Source organism: Nostoc sp., assembly GCF_036917195.1.
Taxonomy (GTDB): Bacteria; Cyanobacteriota; Cyanobacteriia; order Cyanobacteriales; family Nostocaceae; genus Nostoc.
Genome location: NZ_JBALDG010000016.1, coordinates 17,231 through 42,865, shown reverse-complemented (window position 1 = coordinate 42,865; position 25,635 = coordinate 17,231). Strand labels below are relative to the sequence as shown.

The window sequence follows — 25,635 nt, the reverse complement described above, 5'->3', positions numbered from 1 at the left end:
ACTCCTAACAGACGCGATTAATCGCGTCTCTACTCATAACTCTCTCAGCATTTCAATAATGCTGAGTCGAAAACCACAAGATGCAAATAACCGCCGTGCAGTCTCGTTAACAACTGCTGTATCTAGACGAATTTGCTTGACGCCCATCTGATGAAAGCGTTCAATACTTAGCATCACCATCTGCCGCGCAATTCCGTTTTGACGATATTCCGGCTCAACCCAGATATCATGAATAAAAGCAAATTCCTGTAACCGATAAATTGGTATTTCTCGCTCAATTGTCGCCACCAGAAAAGCTACAAGTTGCGCTTCATCTTCAGATACTAGAAAGACGCTGCGATCGTTATTTGCCAAACGTGTCAACCATTGTTCATAACGCTGTTCTGGATTTGGTAGAAAACCATATTTGGCAGAATCCCAAGACTCATGCAAAGCACAAATTTTGGCAACCATTGGTAAAATTGCGGGTACGTCAGCTGTTGTGGCGGGGCGGATTAGCATAAGTTCTGGAATTTGTTGCAGAAACGGTATAAGTGGATGTCTGGAATGGTTATAAGATTTAGAGACTATGGCAAACGGCTTTCTGATTTTGAGGAAGAAATTTTAGTTTGTTGTCCACAATGGGATGCCTACGGCAGGCTGCGCCTACGCACTGCCAAGATATTAACTATAAATTCTGAGCAATTAAGTCTTAGTTCAATCAAAAGAATTACCTGTCGCCATTGTAGTTATACAAAGCAACAGTCAAAGGATGGGAAGGGAAAAGCCGCATTGCTATTGTGGCCAAACAATTACATGGCTCAAAGAAATTCTAGCTATGGAATATTAGACCATTTTTTTGGCTTGTCCCTGTGGCTGCAAACCTCTTGTTGCGGTCAGGTGCTTTGGGCATATAATGAAGCACATTTGAACTTTCTGGAAAGCTATGTTCAATCAAGGTTGCGAGAACGCTTGCCAGATGACCTCTTAGGCTCGCACAATGGCAGTCTTGCCAGTCGTCTACCCCGATGGATCAAGCTTACGCAACATCGAGAAAAAGTTTTACAGAAAATTCAACATTTAAAGCAGAGGTTGTAATGAAAGCTTTAATCCTGTTGGTGAGCGAATCGCACTAACCACCCCACAGAGAAAGAGCGATCGCCTACTCAATCCCACAATTAGTAGGGGTAACAAAAATATCTAATAATAAAAATTTAAAATTAATCGGACTTAGACAAAAATCGCCAAAAAAGCTTAATTTATCTAACCTAGAGCCGCTTACTATCAACCTTTAATTATTTACGCCGACTTACTTATTAAGATAAGTTCCTATTTTTCTCATTTAACAAGAATATCGTACAGAAAGCCACAGGCAATTACAGTCAAGAATAGGCATACTGAAAGAGGGAGAAAACTTTAGACCACTCCCTGCCAAATCGGCGTGAAGGTGATTAAGCAACAATGAGACGTAAACCCACTGGTAAATCGGCTACTACTTCTAAACCCTCTATTTTCCAATCCCCAATGTTTAACCTCTTCACCATCGCAATTATGGGAGGGGTGTTGATTTTGGGAATTGGGATTGGCATTGCTTTTAGTTCTACAACCACGTTGGCCCCATCAAATGTGGCTTCCCGTGAATTCATTGATACCAAAGCACCAAACCCTGAAATTTGTGTGCAGTACGGAGCTAGCGCGATGGTGATGGACGCTAGACTGTTCGTCACTCTCAACCCCTTTAATGTTTATGTTTCCCAGCCGAGTATGCGTCCTGGATGTGTGATCCGACAAAATAACTGGGCGCTATTAGAGAACCGCAAGCTGGTGACATCTGATCAGGTAAATGAGTGCAAGAATCGCCTGAATACCTTTGGCTTCACAGGTAACTTGGACAGTGACAAACCTGATATTAGGTGCATATATCAGAATGAAGCTGCTCAAAACTTCTTCACGGCTCAACCAGGAGCGGTTGGATCACCTCAGGAAACAGACAGATTTTAGATTTGGGAATACGACAAACAGGACATTGAGTATTGGAGAAATTCTTTCCTTGTCTCCCTTGTCCTCCTTTTCTCTCCAATCCCCAGCGATCGCATCTGCCTTCATCAGATCATGCATACTCATCACGGATAATGGTCAAACCTAAAGCTTTGTAGGCACTCAGGATATTATTAGATACTGTAGGTGCAGTTACTAGGTAACCTGAGTTCGGGTTAAGCTCTTTGAGAAAAAAGCCACTCCATCTGAAGGCTGGGCTTTTTAGGTTGATGGCAATAAGCGATTAATCCGCACAGAACATTAACGCAGAAATTAACGGGACTTCGGTGTCTAAAATGCTCAATCTGAGAAATGTTCTTGAGTTGGTCGTTAATTGTCTCAATAATTGAACGTTTACGTGACAAAAGCTTGTCATGAAGAAGCATCAGCTTATTTTTCATGTTGCGACGGGGTTTGGCAAAAAATTGGATTTTGAACTCTTGCAAAAGTTGAGAAGCAAGTTTTTCAGAAACATAGCCGCGATACCTTCGGTAAGCTTCGCTAACGCCAAAGATTTTTCCAAAAAGACCACTCAGTAAATCGGGAATGGGTTTACGGTCATCAATATTACCAGGAGTCAAAATCACATTTAAGAGTTGACCAAACTCATTGACGACTTTTATGTTGCTTGAATCCAAAAAACCAATCCACAGAAGTCTTGCCACGAGCAGCTAAATCTTTAAACACCCGATGGCGGGAAATTCGACGATTATGGCAGACTTTTAAGCTCGTTGAATCGATAAAACCAATATCCGTACACAGTTCAGCCAGAACAGGTGAGGGGAGCGGTGTCAACGCTGTCGATGTTGGGGCATAAGGGTGAGGGTTACGTCAGGAAAATTATCAACAAGGTGAAGGAGTTAGTTCGAGAAAGATAATAGTTGCTAATTATGTAGATGGGGCATTGGTTCGATTTTCCATGCCTCATCTGCTATGCCTAATGCTCTATTTGAATTGGGTTTTGGGTAAAGGTTGACCAAACTCAATGATCTGGGGATTGGGAACATTGGGGATTGTTGGAACTGGAAATCCCGACATCCCAGAAGGAGGAATGTTATTCAAATTATCGGGTTGATTTGGGAAAGACGGAGGGGGAAGAATCAAAGCAGGTTGTTGAGAGGATGTATTAGGGCTTAGAGGAGGTACGGTTACAAGAGGCTGTCCTGAGTTAATAGTAATTGTTGGAGGCAGTTGATTGGATGGAGGTGGAACTGTGAGTAAGGGTGGTTGTTGGTTAGTAGTAGTTACAGGTAAGTTACTAGGCGGCTTTTGGGGGGTTTGAGGTAGTTTCTTGGGTGAAGGTGGGGAATTTGCTGGTTTCACGGCAGTAGTTTTACCAGAAATAACCGGACGTAATACCCAGCGAGTGGAGTTTTTTCGGGAAACGGGTTGCAGTTGTACCCGTTTGGGATTTAAAACAGTCCCTGGTGCTAAATCTAAGACAATGCGTGTGTCCTTAGCGTTCAGTTGAGAAACGCGAATACTTTTGATTGCTCCAGAATAATTTTGTTGCGTGGTAACTTTGCCCAACTTAGTATTCGGTAAATCTACAACCAGGCGAGAGGGTTGGGCTAAGTAGAAATAACGGGGGGTTGTGCCTGCTGAGAGAGTGATTTCGAGTTGCTGTGTCTTGGGGGAAAAACGCCAATTATCTAGCTTTACCACTGGTGTAGCAGCAGTAGTGCAAGTTTCGAGGGCGATCGCTGCACAAAAGCCGAATAGACTGATGCTAAATAGCTGCTTGCGCCATTGGCAAAATTGCCTAATCTTTAGTCCCTGATCCATTCTTTTTATCTGCTCCATAAAACCCATACAATGCGCTCACATTCCTGTCTACTTCGCGCTTTAAATCCCCACTCCCCAATTCATGATTTCTGAGATTTTTCCTCAGCTTTTTCGGGCACAGCAGTAAATCTCAGGGTTTGTGGAATACCATTTACGGTTAATTGACCTGTCATATTACCTTTATCCACAAGTTGCATTTTAATTGTGACTGAGTTCAGAGGATCATTTTGGGGGGGAAAAATATTACAAAGGATTGATCTGCCAACTTTTCCAGATAAATTTAATTGTTGATTTCTGAAGATGCCTGCCAGAGAGTGCTTTTCGTCAGTATCGGCGTTAACGTTTGCCGGTAATACAGAGGCATTTAAGTAAATACCCGACTGCTCAATGTTTAACGTCAGAGTATCCGATTTTTCACAGTTCGGCAAATTCTCAGCTAGGGTTAGACGATAGCGCCCGTTAACTGGAGGAGGAGCCTTGAGATTGTTTTCTCCATAAACGGTTACAGTTTTAAACAACAGTAGTACTGAAATTATTGCTACTCCGTAAAAAGCCAAAGATTTGAACTTGAAATGATTCATAATTTCAACTCCTCAATGTTGGCTCTTGACTACTAACCTCAGGAAGCATAGAGGCAAGGTGAGCGGTGACTTGACTGTAGCGGCGGGTAATTAGCAGGGAGGAACGACATTGGATGGCTAGTTGGTCTGTATATCTTCCCAAGGTTTGACGCTCGATACCCCAAGCGCGGCTGGTGCCAGCAATAGTTAGGTCAATACCTTCTGAGGCTTGAATTACGGCTTGGATTGGTTCTGCGGCTTCGATAATTTTGATTTCAATGCGATCGCGTACACTGGTGGGCAATTGCTCCATCATCGTGTGCAGTTCGTAACTCAATTCTTCTCTAGTATTATTTGATACTATTTGTAATATCTGCAACATACAAGTCTCACGATTGATTAGCAATCTCAGAGCTAGTATTAGTGCTAAATCATCATGGATATTGGCAGAATAAGGTACCAATAAACTTTCTAATCGCTCTTTGCCTTTATCTATAAACACTGCTACATCCACTGGTGCAGTGGTAAGCATTTGTCCGACTCGTCCACCTAAACGATTACTACTAAAAGCTGGTCGATGCCAGCCTACGAGAATTAAATCAGCTTGCTCTAATGTGGCAATCTGTGCTGTTTCGCGGGCAACATTGCTGGATATGCGAACGATAGGATGCACACAAGAACGAGTTTCTGGCGGTTCAAGAGTATTAATCAATTCTTCTAATTGATGGCGGCGCTGGGCGATTAATCGGTCTGCTTCAACTGGGGTACTTTCAAAGGCATAGTCTTCTTGAAATTCAATCAGGCTCAGGGGGTTAACAATGGCAGGATATCGGTGATTGAGAGCGATGTCGGTGGTCACTGAGCGGCTGGTGAGCGGAGTCGAACCATGCCGAAGTGCAGGCTGCGCCAACGCTACTGCCAACTGTACTAAACCTTTTTGTGTACTTGGATTAGCCACTGGCACTAAAATTCGGTAAGGACGAGGGGAAGCTTCACTGACAGCAGAGGTGTCTATACCTGTTTCTGCTTCCAACTCTGGCTTGATGACATCTAACCTGATCAGCTTCTTCGGATATGTCCATTCCAGCAGTGGTGAGGTCATGAAGGTAGTTACCAATGCCATAATTACCAGCATGGTAAATATTAAGGGCGAAATTACCCTTAACTCTAGACCAATGTTTAGCACTATCAGTTCGGTCAAGCCGCGAGTATTCATTAACCAACCGAGTGCCGAGGCTTCCCGTTTACTAATCCCACTCACACGGGCCGCTACATAAGTGCCAACATATTTGCCTGCGATCGCCACTCCTAAAACCAACGCACACAAAAGCCACAATTCGGGACGGTTGAGCAAGCCAATCTGTGTCTTTAAGCCACTGTAGGCAAAAAATATTGGCAGCAAGAATATCAATACAAAATCTTCGGTTTTTACTGCCAATTCCCGCACTAAATTTTCATTTTTGGGCATTGCTGCTCCCAGTAAAAATGCCCCAAAAATTAAGTGAATGCCAATTAGTTCGGTGATCAGTGCAGACGCAACTACGCCCATATAAATCCCAGCTAGCAGCAATTGGCTGAGGCGTCCTGCACGGAGGTAATGTTTGGTAAGGCCTTTGAGAAACCAACGTCCCACCGTCAACATCAAACCGATGTAAACTATGCTGGCGATAATTGTGGGTATAGCACTAGCAAAGTCGCCCGTTCTTGCTACAGCGATCGCTACTGCCAAGAGACACCAAGCTGTCACATCATCCACCGCAGCACAAGTTAACGCCAACGTTCCTAAACGCGTTCCTTGTAAATTCTTTTCAGTAATGATTCGCGCCAACACTGGAAAGGCAGTAATCGACATTGCTGCCCCCAAAAACAAGGTAAAGGCAGTGAAAGATACACTTGCGTTGGAAACTAGGGGATAAAGGATCACTGCTAGCAATGTTCCTAAGGAAAACGGTACTAAAATGCTGACATGAGAAGTTAAAACAGCTACTTCTAATTGTCCGCTGAGGTATTTTGGATTTAGTTCAAGCCCAATCAGAAACATGAAAAATATTAGTCCCACCTGAGACAAAACATTTAGAAAAGGAATAGTTTCTGGTGGAAACAAGGTAACTGCTAGATGGGGAGCAATTAAACCAAATAAAGATGGGCCGAGCATAATTCCGGCGACAATCTCACCAATTACCAGCGGTTGCTTAATGAAACGGAATCCTAGCCCTACTAACCGTGAAAGTCCAATAACAATCAGCACCTCAACCAGAACAAGAATAACTATATGCATGGTTTCCTCAAAAGTAACTATCTGGTTTCTCTAAAATGATTCTTTAAAAGCCTCGAAAATGTCAAGTTTATTAGATACACTCCAATACAGTTCTATTAAGTATTTATTTTTTTTTGTGTCCTACCCTGTGGGAAGCCACTTCATGTCTATGCGTTCTTCTGGTGCGTCTAATACCTGAATGCAGGTCGTTAAAACAATTGAATTTTACAAATAGTTTTAGCCTTAACCCAAGCGTATTATACACGCAAGGGTAATTTTTGCTTCGTCATCATGTCAATTATTGTTACGATGCAATTGCAACTGCGAAACATAAATTTTAATGATTTTAATAGCTCAATTTAGAAGAACTTCCGAATTACCGATATCAAGAAAATGAGGTAATAGGTAGTCTAATATGCTTGGTTTAAGGCTAAAACTGTGTTATCAAAGTCAATTTTTTAACGAATCACCAAGGCGCAGAGAGTGCAGAGAGAAGAAAGAAATGCTTAATCCAAGTGTATTGATAGGTAGTCAGTTTGTAGTAGTGTTTAAGCGCTACTACAAAAAAACTAGCAGTTAGATCCAGAGTCAAAGCAGAAAAGTTTACCCAATTGCTAAGTGATTAATTTTATATTTAAATTTGCTTAAGCGGAAGATTTATCATAGCTTCTAACTTGCAACAAAAAGGCAATCAGTGGTGATGCCATGAGTGTAGTAATGACTGCCATAATAACCATGATAGTGAATAAAGTTGGGGTAATTATACCTTGTTCAAGACCAATATTGAGGATGATTAACTCCATTAAACCACGAGCATTCATTAGAGTGCCGATAATTGCAGATTCCCGCCAATTTTCTCCCGCCAATTTTGCCGCCAACATACAAGCAATACCTTTACCAAGAATTGCGATCGCAATAATTAAGAGCGTAATTCCCCACAAAGTAGGTGTGTTTACCAATCCAATTTGAGTGTTCAATCCAGAGAAAACAAAAAACATCGGTAACAAAAAAGAAGTAGTTAAAAATTCTGTATGGTGGCGAATTTGTTGGGCGAATTCTCCGCGTGGTGTCACTGCTCCTAACACAAAAGCACCGAATATTGCATAGATGCCTGTGACATCGGTAAACCATGCACAAAACATCAAAATTATCAACATTAAAGTTAGGGTTTGTCTCTTCACACCTGCATCACGTTTTGTCATGCGTGTGAACGCTCTCAGTAGAGGTTGACCGAGAAAAATCGCAAATAGCACGTAGCAAATGCCTCCACCAATTGCTAATATGGCGATGCTTACAGAATTTTTCACGCTAGCAAGCACAATCGCCAGCAAACACCAAGCAACTCCATCATCTACCGATGCTGCACCTAAAGCCAAAGTACCGAAGCGGGTTTGTGCAAGACCGCGTTCGTAAAGAATACGGGCTAACATCGGAAAAGCCGTAATTGTCATCGACGCACCTAGATACAAAGCGGCTGACCAAGGTGTTACCTTTGGTAAGAAAAAATCGCCATTGTGATAAAGCCAAAAAGAAGCGATCACTCCTAAAATAAAGGGAGTGATAATCCCGGCAGCAGATAGCAAACTTGCACTTTTGATATGATGTTTTAAGAGTTTGGTGTTTAACTCTAAACCAATTAAAAACATATAAATTACCAACCCAATCTGGCTGATAGCATATAAAATCGACATCGATGGGTTGGGAATCTTGTCTCCTAAAGAAGTAATAATGGGAAGCTTAGGAAACAGCCATTGCTGAAAATCTGGTGCAATCAAGCCTAAAAGAGATGGGCCTAGCATTACACCTGCAATCATTTCGCAAACAACATCGGTTTGACCAAGATAGCGGCGTCCTAAAATCGTGACAATGCGACAAGTGGCTAAAATAACTGTGAGTTGTAGAAATAGCCGAATAATTAGATCAAAATTTGACATTGCACTTCCTTAATTTGCGTCTCTGCATTAAAGAATCTCCCTAGACTCCAAAGCTTGTCCTGTTTTTACTCATATATGACTACTACATCAGCACAAGTGCTAATTTTGTAAACATCAGATAGCTGTTTTTAATTTGATGAGATACAGAAGGCAGTGCATTACTTTGGTTTTCAAAGTTGTATCAACTGCCATGTTGTTCTTAGGAACGCACACAACTGTACGTCAATACAACATATTGCATCCAAACTAAAACCGCCATATAGCAGTCCTAAATGATTTCTAAAATTCTTTGTTTCTTCTCTTCTCTACGAGACGCTACGCAAAGGCGGTAGACTGCGGTCCGCTGTGCGTCTACGATAGTTTTCACAACTCAAACAGGATTGCTATGTATGATTTTTTATGATTTGTTATTTTGCGATTTATAACCTTTTTCATATGTTTCAACCACAATCTGCTGTAGTGACTCACATTTGTGCGTCCACAGCATACGGTTTAATTATCGGAAAATTACTGTAATTTTTGATTAAATTAGTTACGATGATTTGAGGTGTTACAACCATTCTCCACCCCGGAAACGCCAACGGGGAAAGATAATTCGCATTAGGCTTTGGGAAGTAATAAAAACTGCTAGCCACACGATGCTATAGTGTAATAAAAAAGCTCCTGGCGATAGTTCTTCCTTGGGTAAAGGTATTGGTAAAAAGCCAAACAATTTAACTCCACAGAAAACAAACACCAATTCCCATATACCAGCTAAGAGTTGATAAGCTGCGGGCCAATCTCTATCCCAGCGAGATTTTTGCAGATAATTATAAAGCACATCCCAGCCTAAGCCAAAGATGGCGACATAACCAAGTATCCAAAAATAAACCGAGTTAGCACCAGGGCCAATCCAACCCATTGCAAATAGCAAAGATACAAGTCCGCCGACAGTTGCAAGTAATAATAATCGAGTTTGCCAGCGACCAAATAAAGTTGGTGTCATAGGAGTGCTGAATTAGGAGTTTGCAGTAGAGACGCGATTAATCGCGTCTGTACAAAAGTTAGGAGTAGAGACGCGATTAATCGCGTCTGTTAGGAGTTTGCAATAGAGACGCGATTAATCGCGTCTGTTAGGAGTTAAGAGTTAAAAGTAATTAACAACAGAGGAGTTAAAGTTTTTATAGATAGATTTTTAAATGGGTGTTATTGAAAATTCAGCAAGATTGTGGTGCTTTTTGCGAGGATAGCAAATATGAGAATATCGGCTTGCTCAAAGCACCAACACATCTATATTATTAGGATGGTTTAAAGTGATAATCAAATTGAGAATGGTAAGCTGCATTGGCAAAGCCCGCTGAATGTATCGCATCCCAATTGATCACATCTTCTAACAAAGCCTGATAACCTAGTGTATTGGGATGAAGACCATCTTCACTCAAGCGTTTGAGTCGCCAACTTTCACTACGTTCCATCCATTGCTCAAAAATATCCAAATAGGGAATCTGCCGTTTGGTGCAAGCAATTCGAGTTGCTTCTTTATAGCGGTACTGGTCGGCATGATTATAGTAAAAACAATCTAAAAATGGCATCTTGGCTTCATCCACTGGCACCATGCCCACAAATAACACAGGGCAAAGTTGCTGTGCTAAATCTAGCAGAGACGCAATTTCCTTTTCAAATAAGGTAAAATCTGTGTAACTTCGGCCATCGGGACGCGCCAACCGCGCTGAGTCATTCACGCCTACTGATAAAATAATCAAGTCGGGGACACGATTTCGCAGTTCACCCCGGTGGCGGAACTCAACTTCTAGCCTTTGGGCTACTTGTTGCGTGCGATCGCCTCTTACCCCTAAATTATAAAGGACATGACCCGCACTATCCGGCAACATCCACCATCGCCGTAGTTGCTCTATCCAGCCTCCTTTTTCCGGATCGCCGAATCCATAAATTAAGCTGTCCCCCAGTGCGACAATCTTCATTGGCTGAAAGTGATTTGGTGGTACAGACACCTGCATTGAGGAAGATGCTAAAAATGTGTGCATTTAAAAACTATATTTTATATCTTTACAAGATTCTATACATTTCTATACCATAGATGGCTATCTTTAGTGTCCAAGCATATATCGGGTTTCTAGTTATTGATATAGTTGCAAAGTTAATATTGTTACAGTTGAGCCTCTGAAGGTGAATGTTGAGCCTCTGAAGGTGAATGTTGAGCTTCTGAGGGTGAACGTTGAGCTTCTGAGGGTAAACGTTGAGCCTCTGAAGGTGAACGTTGAGCTTCTGAAGGTGAATGTTGAGCCTCTGAGGGTAAATGTTGAGCTTCTAAGGGTGAATGTTGCACCTTTGAGCTTGAAAGTTGCACCTTTTATGCTGAAAGTTGCACCTTTGAGCCTGAAACTTGCAGTTTGAAAGCTCAAATTTGGGGTTTGGTACTGAAAACGTCTATGCAATGTCTACGACGGGCTACGTCTACGCACCATGTTTTATTTTATTTTAGGTATAAGTGAGCGCTCATACTGCGCTAAATGAGTTTGAGAATCGAACCGCAGAGGCGCAGAGGACGCTGAGGAAGAGAGAAGAGAGAGCGTTAGCGCAGCTTATCATACTCCTACTCTTAAGCAAGCTACGCGTAGCGTTCCATTGGCGCAGCCTCTCGTAGAGAAGGAAAGGTATCGCTATTATATAACTGTGTATTTGCTTAATTTTGGCATCATTCGTTAGGATAAGTTACAGGTGTAAAAGTTATATATACTGTTAGCGAAGATGAATATTGACCCTGTAGTTAATGCACTTAAGAGTATTGCTAAACCTGCGGCTTCTTTAGTTATTAATCAAGCTCAACGCAATGAAACTGTAGTTAGAACCTTAAAACAATTCAATTTTGACCCAGTACAACCACCTAAAGATGTTGATGGTGTTTATGTTTATTCTTTAATTGAGTATGGTGTGGGTAAGCAGGAAGCACTGCTGAATCTTTTTCGAGAAAGAGAAATTAAAAATGCTTTCTGGAGTGCTTATACTTCAAATAATCCCTTGGGTTTTTACAAGGAAGTAGAAAAGTTTTTGCAGGGGAAGGATTCAGAATTTGATATCCGATTGATGAAAATTGAACTGCGAACGCAGTTAGAAGAGTTTGGAAAAATATTTATTAAGGTTGCCCAAACAACTAAATCTAAAGAATTTGAGCCTTTGCCTGAATGGAATTTAGACGAGTATCCAGCAGAATTCAAGTCATTAATTAGAGAAAAAATTCGCTCGTTTTGCGGTCGTAAGTTTGTTTTTGACGCATTTAAACAATTTTGTGACAAAAATCGCAGTGGTTACTTTACAGTGGTGGGTGATGCAGGGATGGGGAAGAGTACCATTGCTGCTAAATACGTCTGGGACAATAAAGCACCATGCTATTTTAATATTCGCTCCGATGGTCGCAATCGACCGGAGCTATTTCTTGAAAGTATTCGCAAACAATTAATTAAGCGTTACCAGTTGCAGAATGCCCAGAAGGCTAATTTAGCAGATTTACTAGAACAGGTTAGCAAACAACTGACTGCTGGCGATCGTCTTGTAATTGTAGTTGATGCTTTGGATGAAGTAGAACAAGAAGCAGGGGGAAATCTTTTAGATTTACCACCGTCGCTTCCTGAAAATGTATATTTTGTGTTAACTAGACGACCCTATACTAGAGATAAAAAACGCTTGTCTACACCAGATGTCCCGGTAGAGGAGCTAGATTTAAGGAAAAATCAGTATGCTAATTTGAGTTGTGAAGATATTAAAGAATATATTCGGTTTTTTTTGAATGGCGATCAAGACTATAAGAATGCACTTAGACAATGGATTCAAAACCGCAATATTTCTGATAACGATTTTGTGGAGCAAGTAGCAACTAAGAGTGAAAATAATTTCATGTACCTGCGCTATGTTTTGTCAGAAATTGCTAAGGGTGACTATAATGACCTGAGTTTAAAGCAATTACCTGATGGTCTTCAGGATTATTATCAAACTCATTGGGTGCGGATGAATATGGATACTGCATCTAATCAAATGATGGTGATTATCTTGTTTATTTTAGTAGAAATTGGTACACCGATTCCTTGTGAGATGATTGCTGATATTGCTCAACAAGATGAATATGAGGTAGAACAAGTTTTAAATGAGTGGGTTGAATATTTAAAGCAGCAGAGGATAGATGGAGACACTTGTTACAGCATTTACCATACTAGTTTTCTAGACTTTCTCAAATCTAAACCAGTTTTGGACACAAAGCGTCAGCAAATTAAAGAGGTGAATCAACGTATTGTTGATTACTGGGAACGGGAGAAGGAAGAAGATGACAAATACTAACAAGAAATCAAGAGCAAAAAAATCCTACTCCTCCAAAGCTTATCTAGGCAGATATCCTTATAATCTGGTAAGTTCGGGAAATTTAGAGAAGTATTACCAAACTCTGACTGATTTTGATTTCCTAAGCGCAAAGATTAACCATCCTGAGTTTGGAGTGCAAGCGCTAATTGAAGATTATGATTTGGTTGACGATTTAGAGATATTAGAAAACTCCAAATACAACCTGGAGAAAGTAAAGGCACTAAAATTTATTCAAGGAACACTGCAACTATCAGCACATATTTTAGCAACGGATGAAAGACAATTAGCAAGTCAATTGTGGGGACGTTTATCAAGCCAGAAAATGCCAGAGGAAATTCAGGCATTATTGGCACAAGCAAAGCAAGTAACAAGTTTCCCCTGGTTGTGTCCATTGACTCCTAGCTTAATTTCACCAGGAGGACGTTTGCTACGTACACTCACTGGTCATACTTCCGGGGTAAATGCAGTTGCTGTTACTTCTGATGGTCAGCAGGTGATTTCTGCTTCAATTGACTCCACCCTCAAAATCTGGAATCTAATAACAGGAGAAGAATTATTTACCCTCAAGGGTCACAATAACTCAGTAAATGCAGTTGTTGTCACCCCTGATGGTCAGCAGGTGATTTCTGCTTCCAAAGATAAGACCCTCAAAGTCTGGAATCTAATAACAGGAGAAGAACTATTGACCTTCAATGGTCATAAAGGCTGGGTAAATGCAGTTGCTGTCACTCCTGATGGTCAGCAGGTGATTTCTGCTTCCAGAGATAAGACCCTCAAAGTCTGGAATTTAATAACAGGAGAAGAATTATTGACCCTCAATGGTCATAAGGGCTGGGTAAATGCCGTTGTTGTCACCCCTGATGGTCAGCAGATAATTTCTGCTTCTAGAGACAAGACCCTTAAAATCTGGAACCTGGAATCTGGAAAACAACTATTGACCCTCAATAGTCATAAGGACTCGGTAAAAGCAGTTGCCATCACCCCTAATGGCCAGCAGATAATTTCCGCCTCCAATGACAAGACCCTCAAAATCTGGAATTTGGCAACAGGAGAAGAACTATTTACTTTTACAGGACATAATTATCCAATAAAAGCGATCGCCATCACCCCCGATGGTCAGCAGATAATTTCCGCTTCCGATGACAAGACCCTGAAAATCTGGAATTTGGCAACAGGAGAAGAACTATTGACCCTGAATGGTCATAATCTCCCAGTAAAAGCAGTTACCATCACTCCCAATGGCCAGCAGGTAATTTCCGCTTCTAATGACTTCACTCTTAAAATCTGGAATTTGTCCGCAGAAGAAAAACTATTCACACTCAATGGACATAATGACTCAGTAAATGCCATCGCCATCACCCCTAATAGTCAACAGGTGATTTCTGCTTCTAAAGACAATACCCTTAAAGTTTGGAATTTGGCAACAAAAGAAGAAATACTTACTCTCAATGGACATAATGACTTAGTAAATGCCGTCGCCATCACCCCTAATGGTAAACAGGTGATTTCTGCTTCCAGAGATAAAACTCTTAAAGTTTGGAATCTGGCAACAGGAGAAGAAATATTTACTCTCAGTGGTCATAATGACTCAGTACGTGCAGTTGCCGTCACCCCCAATGGTCAACAAGTAATTTCTGCTTCCAAAGATAGGACTCTCAAAGTTTGGAATCTAGTAACAAAAGAAGAAATATTTACTCTCAATGGTCATAATGACTCAGTAAATGCCGTCGCCGTCACTCCCAACGGCCAGCAGGTGATTTCTGCTTCTACAGACAAGACCCTTAAAGTGTGGAATCTGGCAACAGGAGAAGAACTATTAACTCTCAATGGTCATAATTTATCGATACGCGCAGTAGCAGTCGCCCCTAATGGTAAACAGGTGATTTCTGCTTCCGATGACAAAACCCTCAAAATCTGGAGTCTCGCGACAGGAGAAGAACTATTGACCCTCAATGGTCATAACTTCTCAGTAAAAGCAGTCATCATTACTCCCAATGGAGAGCAGGCGATTTCCACTTCTGATGATAGTACCCTCAAAATCTGGAGTATCGCAACAGGAGAACTCACTGCCACTTTTACAGGGGATAGTTCCATTAATTGCTGTGCAGTTGCACCAGACGGCATGACAATTGTGGCAGGCGAACAATTAGGTAGGGTGCATTTTTTGCGTCTTCAAGAGATGAGAGAGGAATCAGGGGAGAAGTAATTTTATCTGCCAAAGATTTCATTGACGGTAATGTTTACATTAGGGAAAGCTTTAATTGATAAAGTTTGACCGCTAGCGAACTTTTGCATCAGCTGATAACCTGCGGCTGTTGGCTGTTGATAAACTTCGACAATTTGCTCGTTAATATCTACTAACCAAACTTCAATGATGTTTGCTTCTGCATATAAAGGAATTTTCTCTTCCCGGTCATACATCACAGTCGAATCAGATACTTCAATTAGTAAAAAAATATCCTGGGGTTGGGGGTGTGCAGTGGCGTAGAAATCATCACGGGGTTTAAGTAATGCCACATCTGGCTGAGGTTCTGAGTTCTCGTTCAGTTCCACAGGGTCTTGAATAGCAATGAGAACTCTATCCCGTAACTTCTGAGACAAGAGTTTGTTTAACCGTTTCACACAAGCAGCGTGTTTTGTTCCAATCGGCGACATCTCAATAATCTCTCCCCGAATCAATTCCACTCGGTCATCTTCTGTGAGAATCCCCGACTCAACCATCTTATGATATTGCTCAACTGTGAATTTCCGTCTTAGCAATTGTACAGACATCGCCACCTCCACTGTTGCCTCATTTTTTAATTATTCTCCAAAATCATGAATTCACCACCCAAACCACCGACTCCAATCAATTCCAGAGGACATCCAACGGAGTTTGAGGAAATCATTCAAGAAAAAAGCCACAACTTTGTCGGTCGTGAATTTGTCTTCACGGCTATTAACAACTTTCTCCACCGCTATAACCAGGGTTACTTCACCATCATTGGCGCACCCGGTAGCGGTAAAAGTGCCATCCTCGCCAAATATGTGACAAACAATCCTCAAGTTATTTATTACAATGCCGAACTTGAGGGTAAAAATCGTGCTGACGAATTTCTCATAAATATTTGCACGCAACTCATTAATCAATACTCCCTTAATTACACCTCCCTCCCTGATAACGCCACAGAGGGAAGTTGGTTTTTCTCTAGTCTTCTCCAGCAAATCAGTGATGAGTTAGAACCTAATCAAAAACTGATAATTGCCATTGATGGGTTGAATTGCATTGACCGCAACAGCCAACCACTTGGTACAAATCTGTTTTATCTCCCCCGTTATCTCCCAGATAAGGTCTATTTTCTCCTCACTCGTAGACCTTTCTTGCGGGAGAAATCGGGTTTATTGATTGAAACGCCGTCGCAAAGTCTTGATTTAGCAGATTATCCAGAACAAAATCGGCAAGATATCCAAGCATATATTCAAAATTACCTAACCCCCCTTCCCTACGAGGGAAGGGGGGAACAAGATTACTCCCCTCCCCTTGTAGGGGAGGGATTGGGGGACAGGTCAAATCTTAAATCTTGGCTGAGTAATCACCAGATTAGTGAGCAAGAATTGTGCGTAAATGCAAAGCAGCTTGCCGTTAGGCATCGCCTCACCACTTTAAGCGAAAATAATTTCATGTATCTCAGTCAGATAATAAGTGCGATACCTTCTCTACGAGACGCTACGCGAACGGTAAGCTTCGCTAACGCAGAAAATTTCCACCTGGAACCTTTCTGGTATAATCAACTCCCGCCTGGTTTAGAAGCATATTATCAGCAGCATTTACACAAAATGATTCCACCCGAACAAGGGACTGAGTATAGCATAGATGTGTTAAATGTCTTAATCCAGCAGCAAAAAGCAATATCAGTGGATGCAATCGCGCAAATCATTGATGCTGATGAGTATGAAGTTGAGGAAGTCCTAGAAAATTGGCTAGAGTTCTTACAGCAACAACAAATCGCCTCAGAAACCCATTACAGTCTCTATCACTCCAATTTTCGAGACTGGCTAGGTAGACAAGCATTTAAAACCCTCTAAAAAATTTCCCTAACCCTCTCTATTAACAGAGAAGATTAGGGTGTTAAAAATGGAGCTAAGCGGATTCGAACCGCTGACCCCCTCAATGCCATTGAGGTGCGCTACCAACTGCGCTATAACCCCTTAAAATCCATTATACATAATCGCTTAATTATTAGTACTTTGTCAAGCTTTTTATGAAAACTAAATTTTAAATATCTCCTCAACCACTCAACACTCACAACGACACTTGCAGCAAATAGGTCATACAGTGCCCCATTAAAAAGTAAACTACTAACATGGCAGCAGCAGCCAGAGCAACCAATGTACCAGCCAACATCAGAGAAAATTCTTTACTCTCGTAGGCTCTTTCCATTAAGTGCAGTGACCACGCCACCAAGGCGACATCAAAAAGTAAAATAGGAAGCAACATATTTTTTAATATTTGTTAATACTTGTAAAATAATATTAACACCCTTTCACGTAAGTGTGTCTAACCTAAGATAGATGTCATTAAATGCTAAATACTCATTTAAGAGAATGTTCTTACTGGCACGTTGCGATCGCGCAAATAATTTTTGATTTCTGCTACGCTTAAATGCCCGTAATGTAACAAGGATGCCAGTAATGCTGCTTCAGCTTTGCCTTCAGTTAGGGCAGTGTAGATATGTTCACAATTACCTGCACCACCAGAAGCAATCACTGGAATTTCGACAGCATCGGCAATTGCCCGTGTGATCTCGATGTCATACCCAGCTAGGGTTCCATCGGCATCCATACCTGTGACTAGGAGTTCTCCGGCCCCCCGTTTTTCAATTTCTTGTGCCCACAATAGGGCATCTAAGCCTGTATTTTCCCTGCCACCCCGCACATACACGTCCCAACCTGGATTCTCCGGGTTATTTCTGCGTTTGGCATCAATAGCAACAACTATGCACTGATTACCAAAGCGATCGCTTGCCCGATTAATCAAGTCTGGATCACGCACCGCCGCAGAATTAATACTAACCTTATCTGCACCTGCTCTTAATAAAGCTTTAACATTTTCTAAGGATTGAATGCCACCACCCACAGTCAATGGAATAAAGACCTGTTCAGCAGTCCGGTAGACCACATCTAAAATAGTAGCTCGGTCTTCATGAGTAGCTGTAATATCCAGAAATACTAATTCATCTGCACCAGCTTCATTGTAAACCTTCGCCAGCTCTACCGGATCGCCTGCATCTTGGATATTGACAAAGTTAACTCCTTTTACAACCCGTCCTGCCTTCACATCTAAGCACGGTAAAATTCTTTTAGATAACATAATAACTTTTGTACTTCTGGGTAATTGACCCGAATTTAAATTTTAAATTGGCGCGGGTATTTGCAAACGAAAATTTTTACACCCCTTGTTTTAAGCACGTATTGCAAAATGGGGCATTGGGCATGGAGCATTGGGCATTGGTTATTCTTTCTCCCCCTGCCTCACGGCAATTGCTACGCGGGGAACCCGCGCAACGCACTGCCTCCCCTGCCTCCCATACCACTCCTTAATCCCTTAAAAGTAGATAGCTGAATTATGGCGATAATCTCCTCGAAAAAACAGCCTCCAGAACCCAACGGAGAACCAAAGCAGCGTCGGGAGTCGGCAAAAGCACCATCTCCAGACAACATTTTGCAGCCTGAAGCTGCTATTGATGAACAAGATCAGCAAGAAGAAGGTATTCGACCGCACCGATTTGCCGATTACATTGGGCAAAAAGATTTAAAGGATGTGCTAGATATTGCCATCAAAGCAGCCAAGTCTCGTGGTGAGGTGCTAGATCACTTGCTGCTGTATGGGCCGCCGGGATTGGGCAAAACCACAATGGCAATGATTTTAGCATCGGAAATGGGCGTAAATTACAAAATTACCAGTGCGCCAGCCCTAGAACGTCCACGCGATATTGTCGGGCTACTGGTGAACATGAAACCAGGGGATATTTTATTTGTGGATGAAATTCATCGCCTCTCGCGGATGACGGAGGAAATTCTCTATCCGGCGATGGAAGATTATCGCTTGGATATTACTATTGGTAAGGGTTCGAGCGCTCGGATCAGAAGTTTGCCGCTGTCAAAGTTTACCCTAGTGGGAGCTACAACCCGTGTGGGTGCTTTAACTTCACCACTGCGCGATCGCTTCGGTTTGATTCAAAAACTCCGATTTTACGAAGTTGACGAACTGACTAAAATTGTATTGCGAACCGCTCAATTACTCAAAACCCCGGTTACAGAAGATGGTGCCACAGAAATTGCCCGTCGGTCACGCGGAACGCCACGTATTGCCAATAGATTACTTAAGCGAGTACGTGATTATGCGGAGGTAAAGTTATCTGGTGAGATTAATGAAAGCGTTGCATCAGAGGCATTGCAACTATTTCAAGTAGATCCTTGCGGTTTAGATTGGACAGACCGCCAGATGCTGAGTGTCATAATTGAACAATTTAACGGTGGCCCAGTGGGGTTGGAAACAATGGCAGCAGCGACGGGTGAAGATACCCAAACAATTGAAGAGGTGTATGAACCTTACCTGATGCAGATTGGGTATTTAACTCGGACTCATCGAGGGAGAATGGCGACAAAGGCAGCATATAAGCATTTGGGATTCACGCTGCCTAATGAACAGTTGTCATTATTGTAATTATGGGAAATTGGGCATTGGGCATTAATTATGCTCTTCTGCTCCCCTGCCCCATTCCCCATGTTTAAGATAGACACAGGTAAATCCAGATGATTAAGTTGATTGCTATTTTTCTCAGTCTGTTACTTGTGTTTGGCTGGGGTACTCCAGTCATGGCACAATCTCAACCGCCCATTACTCAAGAACAATTAAAACAAGGCGATGAGTGGGCAAATCAAGCGTTTACAGCAACGAATCAAGGTGATTTTGCCACGGCTGAAACTTACTGGACAAAGATTATTGAGCAATTTCCTACCAATGCGGGGGCGTGGAGTAATCGAGGAAATTCACGGGTGAGTCAGAATAAATTACAAGAGGCGCTGGCGGATTATAACAAAGCCATAGAACTAGCGCCTAATGTCACCGATCCTTATTTGAATCGGGGTGCGGCGTTGGAAGGATTGGGAAAATGGGATTCGGCGATCGCAGATTATAATCATGTCCTAGAACTCGATCCTCAGGATGCGATGGCGTACAATAATCGCGGTAATGCCACAGCCGGTTTAGGAAAATGGGATTCGGCGATCGCAGATTACAAAAAATCTAATGAGATAGCGCCAAATTTTGCCTTTGCCCGTGCTAACTACGCCCTCGCTCTTTATGAAACTGGTCAAATAGACCAAGCAATCCGGGAAATGCGGAATATTGTCCGTAAATATCCCAAGTTTGCCGATATGCGTGCTGCTCTCACAGCTGCCTACTGGGTAAATGGAGAACAAGGGGAAGCCGAAAGTAACTGGGTAGCAGCTTATGGACTGGATAGCCGTTATAAGGACATCAACTGGGTAACAAATATCCGCCGTTGGCCCCCAAGTATGGTATCAGCTTTAGATAAGTTCTTAAAAATCAAGTAGAGGTATTGACTATGACTCATTTTGGCATCATCTGTCCTGGTGCAGCAACTGGCCCCCTTAACACTATGCTTCCCTTGGGGCAGGAACTTCAACGGCGTGGGCATCGCGTTACCCTTTTCGGAACACCCGATACTCAATCTAAAGCACTAGCAGCAGGAATAGAATTTCAAGCAATTGGTGAAAAAGATTTTATCCCTGGCTCAACAGCAGAATCATTTACTAAGTTAGGTCAACTGCGTGGATTGGCTGCGTTTCGATACACTATTGACTTGTTAAAGCGTGTTTCATCTGTGACACTCCAAGAGGCTCCAGCATTACTGAAAGCAGCAGGCGTAGAAGCGTTGCTAGTAAACCAAAGTTCAGTAGAAGGAGGGACAATTGCCGAGTATCTGAAAATTCCTTTCATTACCGTGTGCAGTGCTGTGGTGTTGAATCGGGAACCTAGCGTTCCTCCTTTTTTTACAACTTGGAAGTATAGCCCATCTGGGTGGGCACGCTTACGCAACCAAATGGGTTACACGTTACTTAATAGCGTTGCTAAACCACTTAGAAATTTGGTCGATGAATATCGCCGAGAGTGGAAATTACCACTATCCTCTAGTCTTAAAGATAGCTACTCTCAGCTGGCTCAAATAAGTAATGCACCTGCTGAGTTTGAATTTCCCAGGCAGGAATTACCTCCTTGGTTCCATTTCACAGGAAGCTACCATACTTCAGCCAATCGAGCACCTGTTTCTTTCCCTTATGAAAAATTGACGGGTAAACCGTTAATTTACGCTTCGATGGGAACATTACAAAATCGGCTGATTTGGGTTTTTCAGACTATTGCTTCAGCTTGTGAAGATTTGGATGCTCAGTTAGTAATTTCTCTGGGAGGTTCTGCTAAACCAGAATCACTACCAGACTTGCCAGGAAATCCTTTAGTAGTTGAGTATGCACCTCAATTAGAAGTGCTGGAAAAAGCCACCCTGATGATTACTCATGCGGGAATGAATACAACAATGGAATGTGTAAAAAAAGGAGTGCCAATGGCGGCAATTCCAGTTGCCAATGACCAGCCAGGAGTAGCAGCGCGGATTGCTTGGACAGGGGCGGGTGAGCTTGTCACCCTAAAAAAACTGAATGTTCCCAGATTACAAAATGCTATCAGGCGGGTGTTGACAGAAGAATCTTATAAACAGAATGCCCTTAGATTACAAGCAGCTACTCTCAATGCTGAGGGAGTAAGTCGAGCCGCTGATATTATTGAGCAGGTAGTATCTACGGGTAAGCCTGTCTTGGCTAAAATCAATTAATCAACAGATTAAAATAAAATGAACTGGGACAATAACTCAATCGTAATTTATTCCAATTTTCCCTTCCATGTACAAGATTGGGCACCTCCTTCTGTGAAAAATGGTATTGGAGGCAGCCAAGAAGCCGTCATTTACTTAAGTCAAGAACTAGTGAAATTGGGTTATCAAGTCACAGTGTTTAATAGATGCGGTGACATGGATGGGGAATATAATGGTGTAGTTTATCAGTCTGTTGATAAATTTAATCCTCAAGACAACTTTAATGCCTTAATCTTTCATCGTGCTTGGACACAACCGATGATAATGAAAGTAAAGTCAAAAAAAACTGCTGTTTGGATGCATGATAACCCTAAATCATTTTTATTTCCTCCAGTAGAAGATTCTCAGCAATCAGAATTTTTAGCAAGTTTTGACAAGCTGTTTATGCTGTCAAATTTCCATAAATCTATGCTACCAAGCTGGATTCCTGAAGAAAAAGTCTTTCTGACAACTAATGGTATTAATCTAGAAGATTTTAATTTAACAGGAATTTCTAGAAATCCCAAAAGACTGATTTCAATTAGTGACTATACAAGAGGCATTGAACATTTACTTACTCAATGGGACAAGATTATCCAAGAAGTACCTGATGTTGAATTGCATATTTTCTATGGCTGGCAAGTAATTGATGCGTTGATTAATTCACCTAACAAATTTCCACAATTACCAGATAAAAAGAAGCAAATTTCGCAGCTTTTTGACCAAAAAAATGTCTATGAACATGGCAGAATTGGGCACAAGCAGTTAGTTGAAGAATTATTTAAATCTGGAATCTGGGTTTATCCTTGCCATACTGACATTGAGACTTTCTGTATTAGTGCTTGGAAAGCTCAAGCGGCTGGTTGTGTTCCTGTAGTAACAACTTGCGCTGGTTTAGATGAGACTGTTAAATCTGGTGTCAGAATTAAGGGACCTGCTGGAGATGAACAGACAAATAATGCTTTTATTGAAGCTGTAATTGACTTGTTGAAAAATCTTGACAAACAAGAAGGTTTGAGAAAGGAAGCATTATCTCTAAAAGATTCCTTTGGTTGGGATAAAGTTGCCAAACAGTGGCATGAAGAATTTTTCTCAGTTTAAATAAAATTTAGGATTGTGCGTAGGCGTAGCCCGTTGTAGACATCGCCTCCACTCTATCCCATCCCATTCTCCCACTCTTCACGCTGAACTAGAGCTAGTCTGAAGGATGGGCTGATTTTGCAAGCGCTTCCCCTTCACTAACATCTGAACACCCCCTGCTGGTACAAATAGAATGCCATGACGTACTGGCTGCACTGGTTTGCTATCAACCAGTTCCATTTGCCAGTGAGACAGCACTGTAGCCAACACCAGTTTCATCTCAAACAAGGCAAATGCCATGCCAATACAGCGACGGTTTCCACCACCAAAGGGTAAGTACTCATAGGGGGCAAATTGACGTTCTAAAAAACGCTCTGGCTTAAACTGCTTTGGTTCAGGATATAAATCTTCTCGATGATGAGTCAAATAAATAGAGGGAATCAGTAGAGTACCGGGTTGAAACTCGTATCCCCCGATTCGTAAAGGTGATTTGACCACTCGATTTAAAGCTGACATCGTGACTGGATAAATACGCAGTGTCTCCGAACAGACAGCATTTAAATAGGGCGATCGCAAAATAGCGTTAAAATCAGGCTGTTCGCCCAAGTTATCCAGTTCTTGTAAAAGTTTCTCATGTACCTGCGGCAGACGGTGAATCCAGTACAGCGCCCATGATAAGGTAGTCGCAGTAGTTTCGTGACCTGCCACTAATAAAGTCATCAGCTCATCACGTAACTCCTGGTCTGTCATTGGCTCTCCCGCCTCATCACGAGCAGCCATCATCAAAGATAAAATATCAGTCCGAGATGAATCAGCTTGTGCTTTGCGTTCCCGAATTTCAGCGTAGATAAGTTCGTTAATTTGCTGGCGTACACGCAGGTATTTTCCCCAAGGACTCCACGCTCCGAAATCTTGCCGCAGTGCCGGAAAAATTAGCAGCAGTGTTCTAACAATAGGTACTTTGGGATTGAGGATTTCAATCAGGAGTTCCTTGAGTTTCTCATACCGTGGCCCGTCTTCTAAACCAAATACAGCTTTTAAAATTACTTGGAAAGAGATTGCTTGCATGGTAGACAGAGCTGAAAATGCTTCTCCAACCTGCCATTGACTAGTTACTTGTTCTGTGATACTGCGGATTAACTGACCATAAGCCAGCATTCGTTCTCCATGCAACGGCGGTGTCAACAGCTTTCTTTGCCGTTGATGAGGCTTCCCATCTAGTGCCAGCAGTGACTGTTGTCCCAATAAAGGCGATTTTACACCTGCTGACTCACCAGAGTCCAACTGTTTTGGATCTGTAGTAAAAATCTGCTGAATCGCCTGAGGATTGCTAATGAAAACTTCAGGAGCAACATTTTGTCTGAGCTGAACGGTAAAAATATCACCATAACGTTTAGCACAGGCTTCCATGTATTCTAAGGGATTAGTAAGCCACTGATACGTTTGTACCCAAGGGTGAGTTTGGGGGCCGTTAGGCAGTTTTAGTGCAGACATTTTTATTAATCTCCCAATTATTCGAGCAAGATTGCTATCAGTTAGTCATTTATGCACGCGTAGCTTGATTGATCTTAGAACACAGATCAAGCAAATGAACTTACCAATTCTTGAATTTGTCTTGGAGTTAATTCTTGCACATTACTTAAAACTACCACTGCTCCTGCTGCTAGCAATGTCTCAGCATAGGCATTACCACGGGCTGCTGTTTCCTGCACATGGGGCGGTAAAACCCCTACACCAATCCAAGTGCGAGAAGAATCCAAAGCCTGTGCTTTATCGACAGTATACATATCTGCTACCGTATCTCCCACATACATTACAGCTGATGTTTGCTCAATTCCATTCTCTAGTAAGCCAACTGTGGCCAAAAGTCCGGTGGGGTCAGGTTTACCTGGCGCATCTTCCATCGCAATCAACACAGGAGATTGTAAGCCCAGGCGTTTTTCTAAGATATAGTTAGCAGAAGTACGAGTCGCACCGCTAAAAAATCCCCAAGCAATCCCAGCTTGGGTAAGTTGCTCTAAATAGCTAGGTTGTAATAATAAGGGTTCATTACAGATATACCCCGTTAAATTGTTGGGGTCTGGGCCACGGTAACGGGATTGAAAAAAAGCAACGATCGCATTGTAATCTAGTTGCAGTTGCTCGCGGGTCTGTCCTTGGGTTTCAAAGTAGCGGTAAATTAATTCTTGCGATGCTTCCCAATCATTATTCCACACACCTTCAGACTTTAGTTGGTCAATATCTAGTGGGGTTGGACGATATGCTTGGGTAGTAAAATATTCTACGGTATCTGCGATCGCTCGACGATAGGAACCGCTAACATCGCGCACAACGCCATCAATATCGAAAACAACAATCGCTTTTGCTGAGGATTTTTCAGTCATGGGAGGGGTAAATTTGGGCGGTGAGCATAAAAAGTTTAACCCCATTATGGATGCTCAATAGTTTAATTTTTCAACCTCAGGTAAAAAATCGGAGTCGAGGGTTTGCTCTGGCGTGAAGGGAGAGTCATAAGCATCTGTAGTTAGCGCCGACTACACCTTATGCTAGCCCATTTTCTAATCACCAAAACAGTGCTGAATAAAAAGTCAAATGATTAAGGCTTAGGCATCAAATCAGTTCCGAGTAGTAAGTGCTAAGTGGGAAGATTCATAAGTGATACTTTTTACCGAGTACTCTATTGTGTCCTTACTTCAATCCCCCCGTTTCGCTCTCTTGGTAATCCAGCACTCCTGAATGTT

Annotated in this window: 24 protein-coding genes and 1 tRNA gene; 9 read left to right on the top strand and 16 right to left on the bottom strand. The window is 42.0% G+C overall.

Annotation, left to right across the window (positions count from 1 at the left end):
* Positions 1 to 33 precede the first annotated feature (33 nt).
* On the bottom strand, positions 34 to 501 hold the full coding sequence (locus V7K40_RS05240) for a GNAT family N-acetyltransferase (protein WP_334957382.1): 468 nt from the start codon (positions 499 to 501) through the stop codon (positions 34 to 36).
* A gap of 45 nt (positions 502 to 546) precedes the next feature.
* Here V7K40_RS05240 and V7K40_RS05235 point away from each other — a divergent pair, with 45 nt between their 5' ends.
* A complete protein-coding gene (locus tag V7K40_RS05235) occupies positions 547 to 1,077 on the top strand; it encodes a hypothetical protein (protein ID WP_334957380.1) in 531 nt (176 codons plus the stop codon).
* A 363-nt stretch (positions 1,078 to 1,440) separates the two neighbouring features.
* The gene (locus tag V7K40_RS05230) at positions 1,441 to 1,980 is read left to right on the top strand and encodes a DUF3172 domain-containing protein (protein ID WP_334957378.1); all 540 of its coding nucleotides are present in this window, start codon (positions 1,441 to 1,443) and stop codon (positions 1,978 to 1,980) included.
* Positions 1,981 to 2,192: 212 nt separating this feature from the next.
* Here V7K40_RS05230 and V7K40_RS05225 read toward each other — a convergent pair whose 3' ends face one another.
* From V7K40_RS05225 to V7K40_RS05185, 9 genes are all read right to left on the bottom strand, one after another.
* Positions 2,193 to 2,654 (bottom strand): transposase, encoded by a 462-nt coding sequence (locus tag V7K40_RS05225; protein ID WP_334957376.1) that lies wholly within the window; start codon positions 2,652 to 2,654, stop codon positions 2,193 to 2,195.
* Complete coding sequence (locus tag V7K40_RS05220; protein WP_334957374.1) at positions 2,623 to 2,811, bottom strand: transposase; 189 nt, start codon at positions 2,809 to 2,811, stop codon at positions 2,623 to 2,625. The genes V7K40_RS05225 and V7K40_RS05220 overlap by 32 nt, the downstream gene beginning before the upstream one ends.
* Positions 2,812 to 2,961: 150 nt before the next feature.
* Complete coding sequence (locus V7K40_RS05215; RefSeq protein WP_334957370.1) at positions 2,962 to 3,801, bottom strand: AMIN domain-containing protein; 840 nt, start codon at positions 3,799 to 3,801, stop codon at positions 2,962 to 2,964.
* An 80-nt stretch (positions 3,802 to 3,881) separates the two neighbouring features.
* Positions 3,882 to 4,382, bottom strand: a complete 501-nt coding sequence (locus V7K40_RS05210; protein WP_334957368.1) for a hypothetical protein — start codon at positions 4,380 to 4,382, stop codon at positions 3,882 to 3,884.
* A 4-nt stretch (positions 4,383 to 4,386) separates the two neighbouring features.
* Entirely contained in the window at positions 4,387 to 6,639 is a 2,253-nt protein-coding gene (locus V7K40_RS05205; RefSeq protein WP_334957366.1) for a cation:proton antiporter, read from the bottom strand.
* Positions 6,640 to 7,262: 623 nt separating this feature from the next.
* The gene (locus tag V7K40_RS05200) at positions 7,263 to 8,552 is read right to left on the bottom strand and encodes a cation:proton antiporter (protein WP_334957364.1); all 1,290 of its coding nucleotides are present in this window, start codon (positions 8,550 to 8,552) and stop codon (positions 7,263 to 7,265) included.
* 550 nt (positions 8,553 to 9,102) lie between these two features.
* Complete coding sequence (locus V7K40_RS05195) at positions 9,103 to 9,537, bottom strand: hypothetical protein (RefSeq protein ID WP_273765861.1); 435 nt, start codon at positions 9,535 to 9,537, stop codon at positions 9,103 to 9,105.
* Between the two features lie 292 nt (positions 9,538 to 9,829).
* Complete coding sequence (locus tag V7K40_RS05190) at positions 9,830 to 10,576, bottom strand: GDSL-type esterase/lipase family protein (RefSeq protein ID WP_334957362.1); 747 nt, start codon at positions 10,574 to 10,576, stop codon at positions 9,830 to 9,832.
* Between the two features lie 122 nt (positions 10,577 to 10,698).
* Positions 10,699 to 10,899, bottom strand: a complete 201-nt coding sequence (locus V7K40_RS05185) for a hypothetical protein (RefSeq protein WP_334957360.1) — start codon at positions 10,897 to 10,899, stop codon at positions 10,699 to 10,701.
* A 401-nt stretch (positions 10,900 to 11,300) separates the two neighbouring features.
* Between V7K40_RS05185 and V7K40_RS05180 the strand changes: the two genes are divergently transcribed.
* Complete coding sequence (locus tag V7K40_RS05180; protein WP_334957358.1) at positions 11,301 to 12,881, top strand: AAA family ATPase; 1,581 nt, start codon at positions 11,301 to 11,303, stop codon at positions 12,879 to 12,881.
* A complete protein-coding gene (locus tag V7K40_RS05175; RefSeq protein ID WP_334957356.1) occupies positions 12,868 to 15,108 on the top strand; it encodes a WD40 repeat domain-containing protein in 2,241 nt (746 codons plus the stop codon). The genes V7K40_RS05180 and V7K40_RS05175 overlap by 14 nt, the downstream gene beginning before the upstream one ends.
* Before the next feature lie 2 nt (positions 15,109 to 15,110).
* On the opposite strand, the gene V7K40_RS05170 is transcribed toward V7K40_RS05175, so the two are convergent.
* Positions 15,111 to 15,674: a Uma2 family endonuclease gene (locus V7K40_RS05170; protein ID WP_334957354.1), complete on the bottom strand. Its 564-nt coding sequence runs from the start codon at positions 15,672 to 15,674 to the stop codon at positions 15,111 to 15,113.
* 45 nt (positions 15,675 to 15,719) lie between these two features.
* On the opposite strand from V7K40_RS05170, the gene V7K40_RS05165 reads away from it, so the two are divergent.
* Positions 15,720 to 16,967 carry an ATP-binding protein gene (locus V7K40_RS05165; RefSeq protein WP_334957352.1) on the top strand — a complete coding sequence of 416 codons (1,248 nt, stop codon included), beginning with the start codon at positions 15,720 to 15,722 and terminating at the stop codon, positions 16,965 to 16,967.
* Positions 16,968 to 17,017: 50 nt separating this feature from the next.
* On the opposite strand, the gene V7K40_RS05160 is transcribed toward V7K40_RS05165, so the two are convergent.
* From V7K40_RS05160 to hisF, 3 genes are all read right to left on the bottom strand, one after another.
* Positions 17,018 to 17,090, bottom strand: a tRNA-Ala gene (locus V7K40_RS05160).
* Positions 17,091 to 17,184: 94 nt separating this feature from the next.
* A complete protein-coding gene (locus V7K40_RS05155; RefSeq protein WP_100901219.1) occupies positions 17,185 to 17,379 on the bottom strand; it encodes a hypothetical protein in 195 nt (64 codons plus the stop codon).
* A 99-nt stretch (positions 17,380 to 17,478) separates the two neighbouring features.
* Positions 17,479 to 18,252 carry an imidazole glycerol phosphate synthase subunit HisF gene (hisF, locus tag V7K40_RS05150; RefSeq protein ID WP_334957350.1) on the bottom strand — a complete coding sequence of 258 codons (774 nt, stop codon included), beginning with the start codon at positions 18,250 to 18,252 and terminating at the stop codon, positions 17,479 to 17,481.
* Between the two features lie 255 nt (positions 18,253 to 18,507).
* Between hisF and ruvB the strand changes: the two genes are divergently transcribed.
* From ruvB to V7K40_RS05130, 4 genes are all read left to right on the top strand, one after another.
* A complete protein-coding gene (gene ruvB / locus V7K40_RS05145) occupies positions 18,508 to 19,608 on the top strand; it encodes a Holliday junction branch migration DNA helicase RuvB (RefSeq protein WP_334957348.1) in 1,101 nt (366 codons plus the stop codon).
* Between the two features lie 89 nt (positions 19,609 to 19,697).
* Positions 19,698 to 20,501, top strand: coding sequence for a tetratricopeptide repeat protein (locus tag V7K40_RS05140; RefSeq protein WP_334957346.1), 804 nt, complete (start codon positions 19,698 to 19,700; stop codon positions 20,499 to 20,501).
* Positions 20,502 to 20,512: 11 nt separating this feature from the next.
* Positions 20,513 to 21,796 carry a glycosyltransferase gene (locus tag V7K40_RS05135; RefSeq protein WP_334957344.1) on the top strand — a complete coding sequence of 428 codons (1,284 nt, stop codon included), beginning with the start codon at positions 20,513 to 20,515 and terminating at the stop codon, positions 21,794 to 21,796.
* Between the two features lie 18 nt (positions 21,797 to 21,814).
* Entirely contained in the window at positions 21,815 to 22,915 is a 1,101-nt protein-coding gene (locus V7K40_RS05130; protein ID WP_334957342.1) for a glycosyltransferase family 4 protein, read from the top strand.
* 78 nt (positions 22,916 to 22,993) lie between these two features.
* Here V7K40_RS05130 and V7K40_RS05125 read toward each other — a convergent pair whose 3' ends face one another.
* The gene (locus V7K40_RS05125; protein ID WP_334957340.1) at positions 22,994 to 24,388 is read right to left on the bottom strand and encodes a cytochrome P450; all 1,395 of its coding nucleotides are present in this window, start codon (positions 24,386 to 24,388) and stop codon (positions 22,994 to 22,996) included.
* 86 nt (positions 24,389 to 24,474) lie between these two features.
* On the bottom strand, positions 24,475 to 25,278 hold the full coding sequence (locus tag V7K40_RS05120) for a TIGR01548 family HAD-type hydrolase (RefSeq protein WP_334957338.1): 804 nt from the start codon (positions 25,276 to 25,278) through the stop codon (positions 24,475 to 24,477).
* Between the last annotated feature and the right edge of the window lie 357 nt (positions 25,279 to 25,635).

Coding starts and splice junctions, on each gene's coding strand:
- V7K40_RS05165 (WP_334957352.1), top strand. CDS start 15,720: ATGAATTCACCACCCAAACCACCGACTCCAATCAATTCCAGAGGACAT.
- V7K40_RS05170 (WP_334957354.1), bottom strand. CDS start 15,674: ATGTCTGTACAATTGCTAAGACGGAAATTCACAGTTGAGCAATATCAT.
- V7K40_RS05190 (WP_334957362.1), bottom strand. CDS start 10,576: ATGCACACATTTTTAGCATCTTCCTCAATGCAGGTGTCTGTACCACCA.
- V7K40_RS05180 (WP_334957358.1), top strand. CDS start 11,301: ATGAATATTGACCCTGTAGTTAATGCACTTAAGAGTATTGCTAAACCT.
- V7K40_RS05235 (WP_334957380.1), top strand. CDS start 547: ATGGTTATAAGATTTAGAGACTATGGCAAACGGCTTTCTGATTTTGAG.
- V7K40_RS05215 (WP_334957370.1), bottom strand. CDS start 3,801: ATGGATCAGGGACTAAAGATTAGGCAATTTTGCCAATGGCGCAAGCAG.
- V7K40_RS05135 (WP_334957344.1), top strand. CDS start 20,513: ATGACTCATTTTGGCATCATCTGTCCTGGTGCAGCAACTGGCCCCCTT.
- ruvB (WP_334957348.1), top strand. CDS start 18,508: ATGGCGATAATCTCCTCGAAAAAACAGCCTCCAGAACCCAACGGAGAA.
- V7K40_RS05120 (WP_334957338.1), bottom strand. CDS start 25,278: ATGACTGAAAAATCCTCAGCAAAAGCGATTGTTGTTTTCGATATTGAT.
- V7K40_RS05195 (WP_273765861.1), bottom strand. CDS start 9,537: ATGACACCAACTTTATTTGGTCGCTGGCAAACTCGATTATTATTACTT.
- V7K40_RS05175 (WP_334957356.1), top strand. CDS start 12,868: ATGACAAATACTAACAAGAAATCAAGAGCAAAAAAATCCTACTCCTCC.
- V7K40_RS05125 (WP_334957340.1), bottom strand. CDS start 24,388: ATGTCTGCACTAAAACTGCCTAACGGCCCCCAAACTCACCCTTGGGTA.
- V7K40_RS05205 (WP_334957366.1), bottom strand. CDS start 6,639: ATGCATATAGTTATTCTTGTTCTGGTTGAGGTGCTGATTGTTATTGGA.
- hisF (WP_334957350.1), bottom strand. CDS start 18,252: ATGTTATCTAAAAGAATTTTACCGTGCTTAGATGTGAAGGCAGGACGG.
- V7K40_RS05210 (WP_334957368.1), bottom strand. CDS start 4,382: ATGAATCATTTCAAGTTCAAATCTTTGGCTTTTTACGGAGTAGCAATA.
- V7K40_RS05130 (WP_334957342.1), top strand. CDS start 21,815: ATGAACTGGGACAATAACTCAATCGTAATTTATTCCAATTTTCCCTTC.
- V7K40_RS05240 (WP_334957382.1), bottom strand. CDS start 501: ATGCTAATCCGCCCCGCCACAACAGCTGACGTACCCGCAATTTTACCA.
- V7K40_RS05230 (WP_334957378.1), top strand. CDS start 1,441: ATGAGACGTAAACCCACTGGTAAATCGGCTACTACTTCTAAACCCTCT.
- V7K40_RS05140 (WP_334957346.1), top strand. CDS start 19,698: ATGATTAAGTTGATTGCTATTTTTCTCAGTCTGTTACTTGTGTTTGGC.
- V7K40_RS05200 (WP_334957364.1), bottom strand. CDS start 8,552: ATGTCAAATTTTGATCTAATTATTCGGCTATTTCTACAACTCACAGTT.
- V7K40_RS05155 (WP_100901219.1), bottom strand. CDS start 17,379: ATGTTGCTTCCTATTTTACTTTTTGATGTCGCCTTGGTGGCGTGGTCA.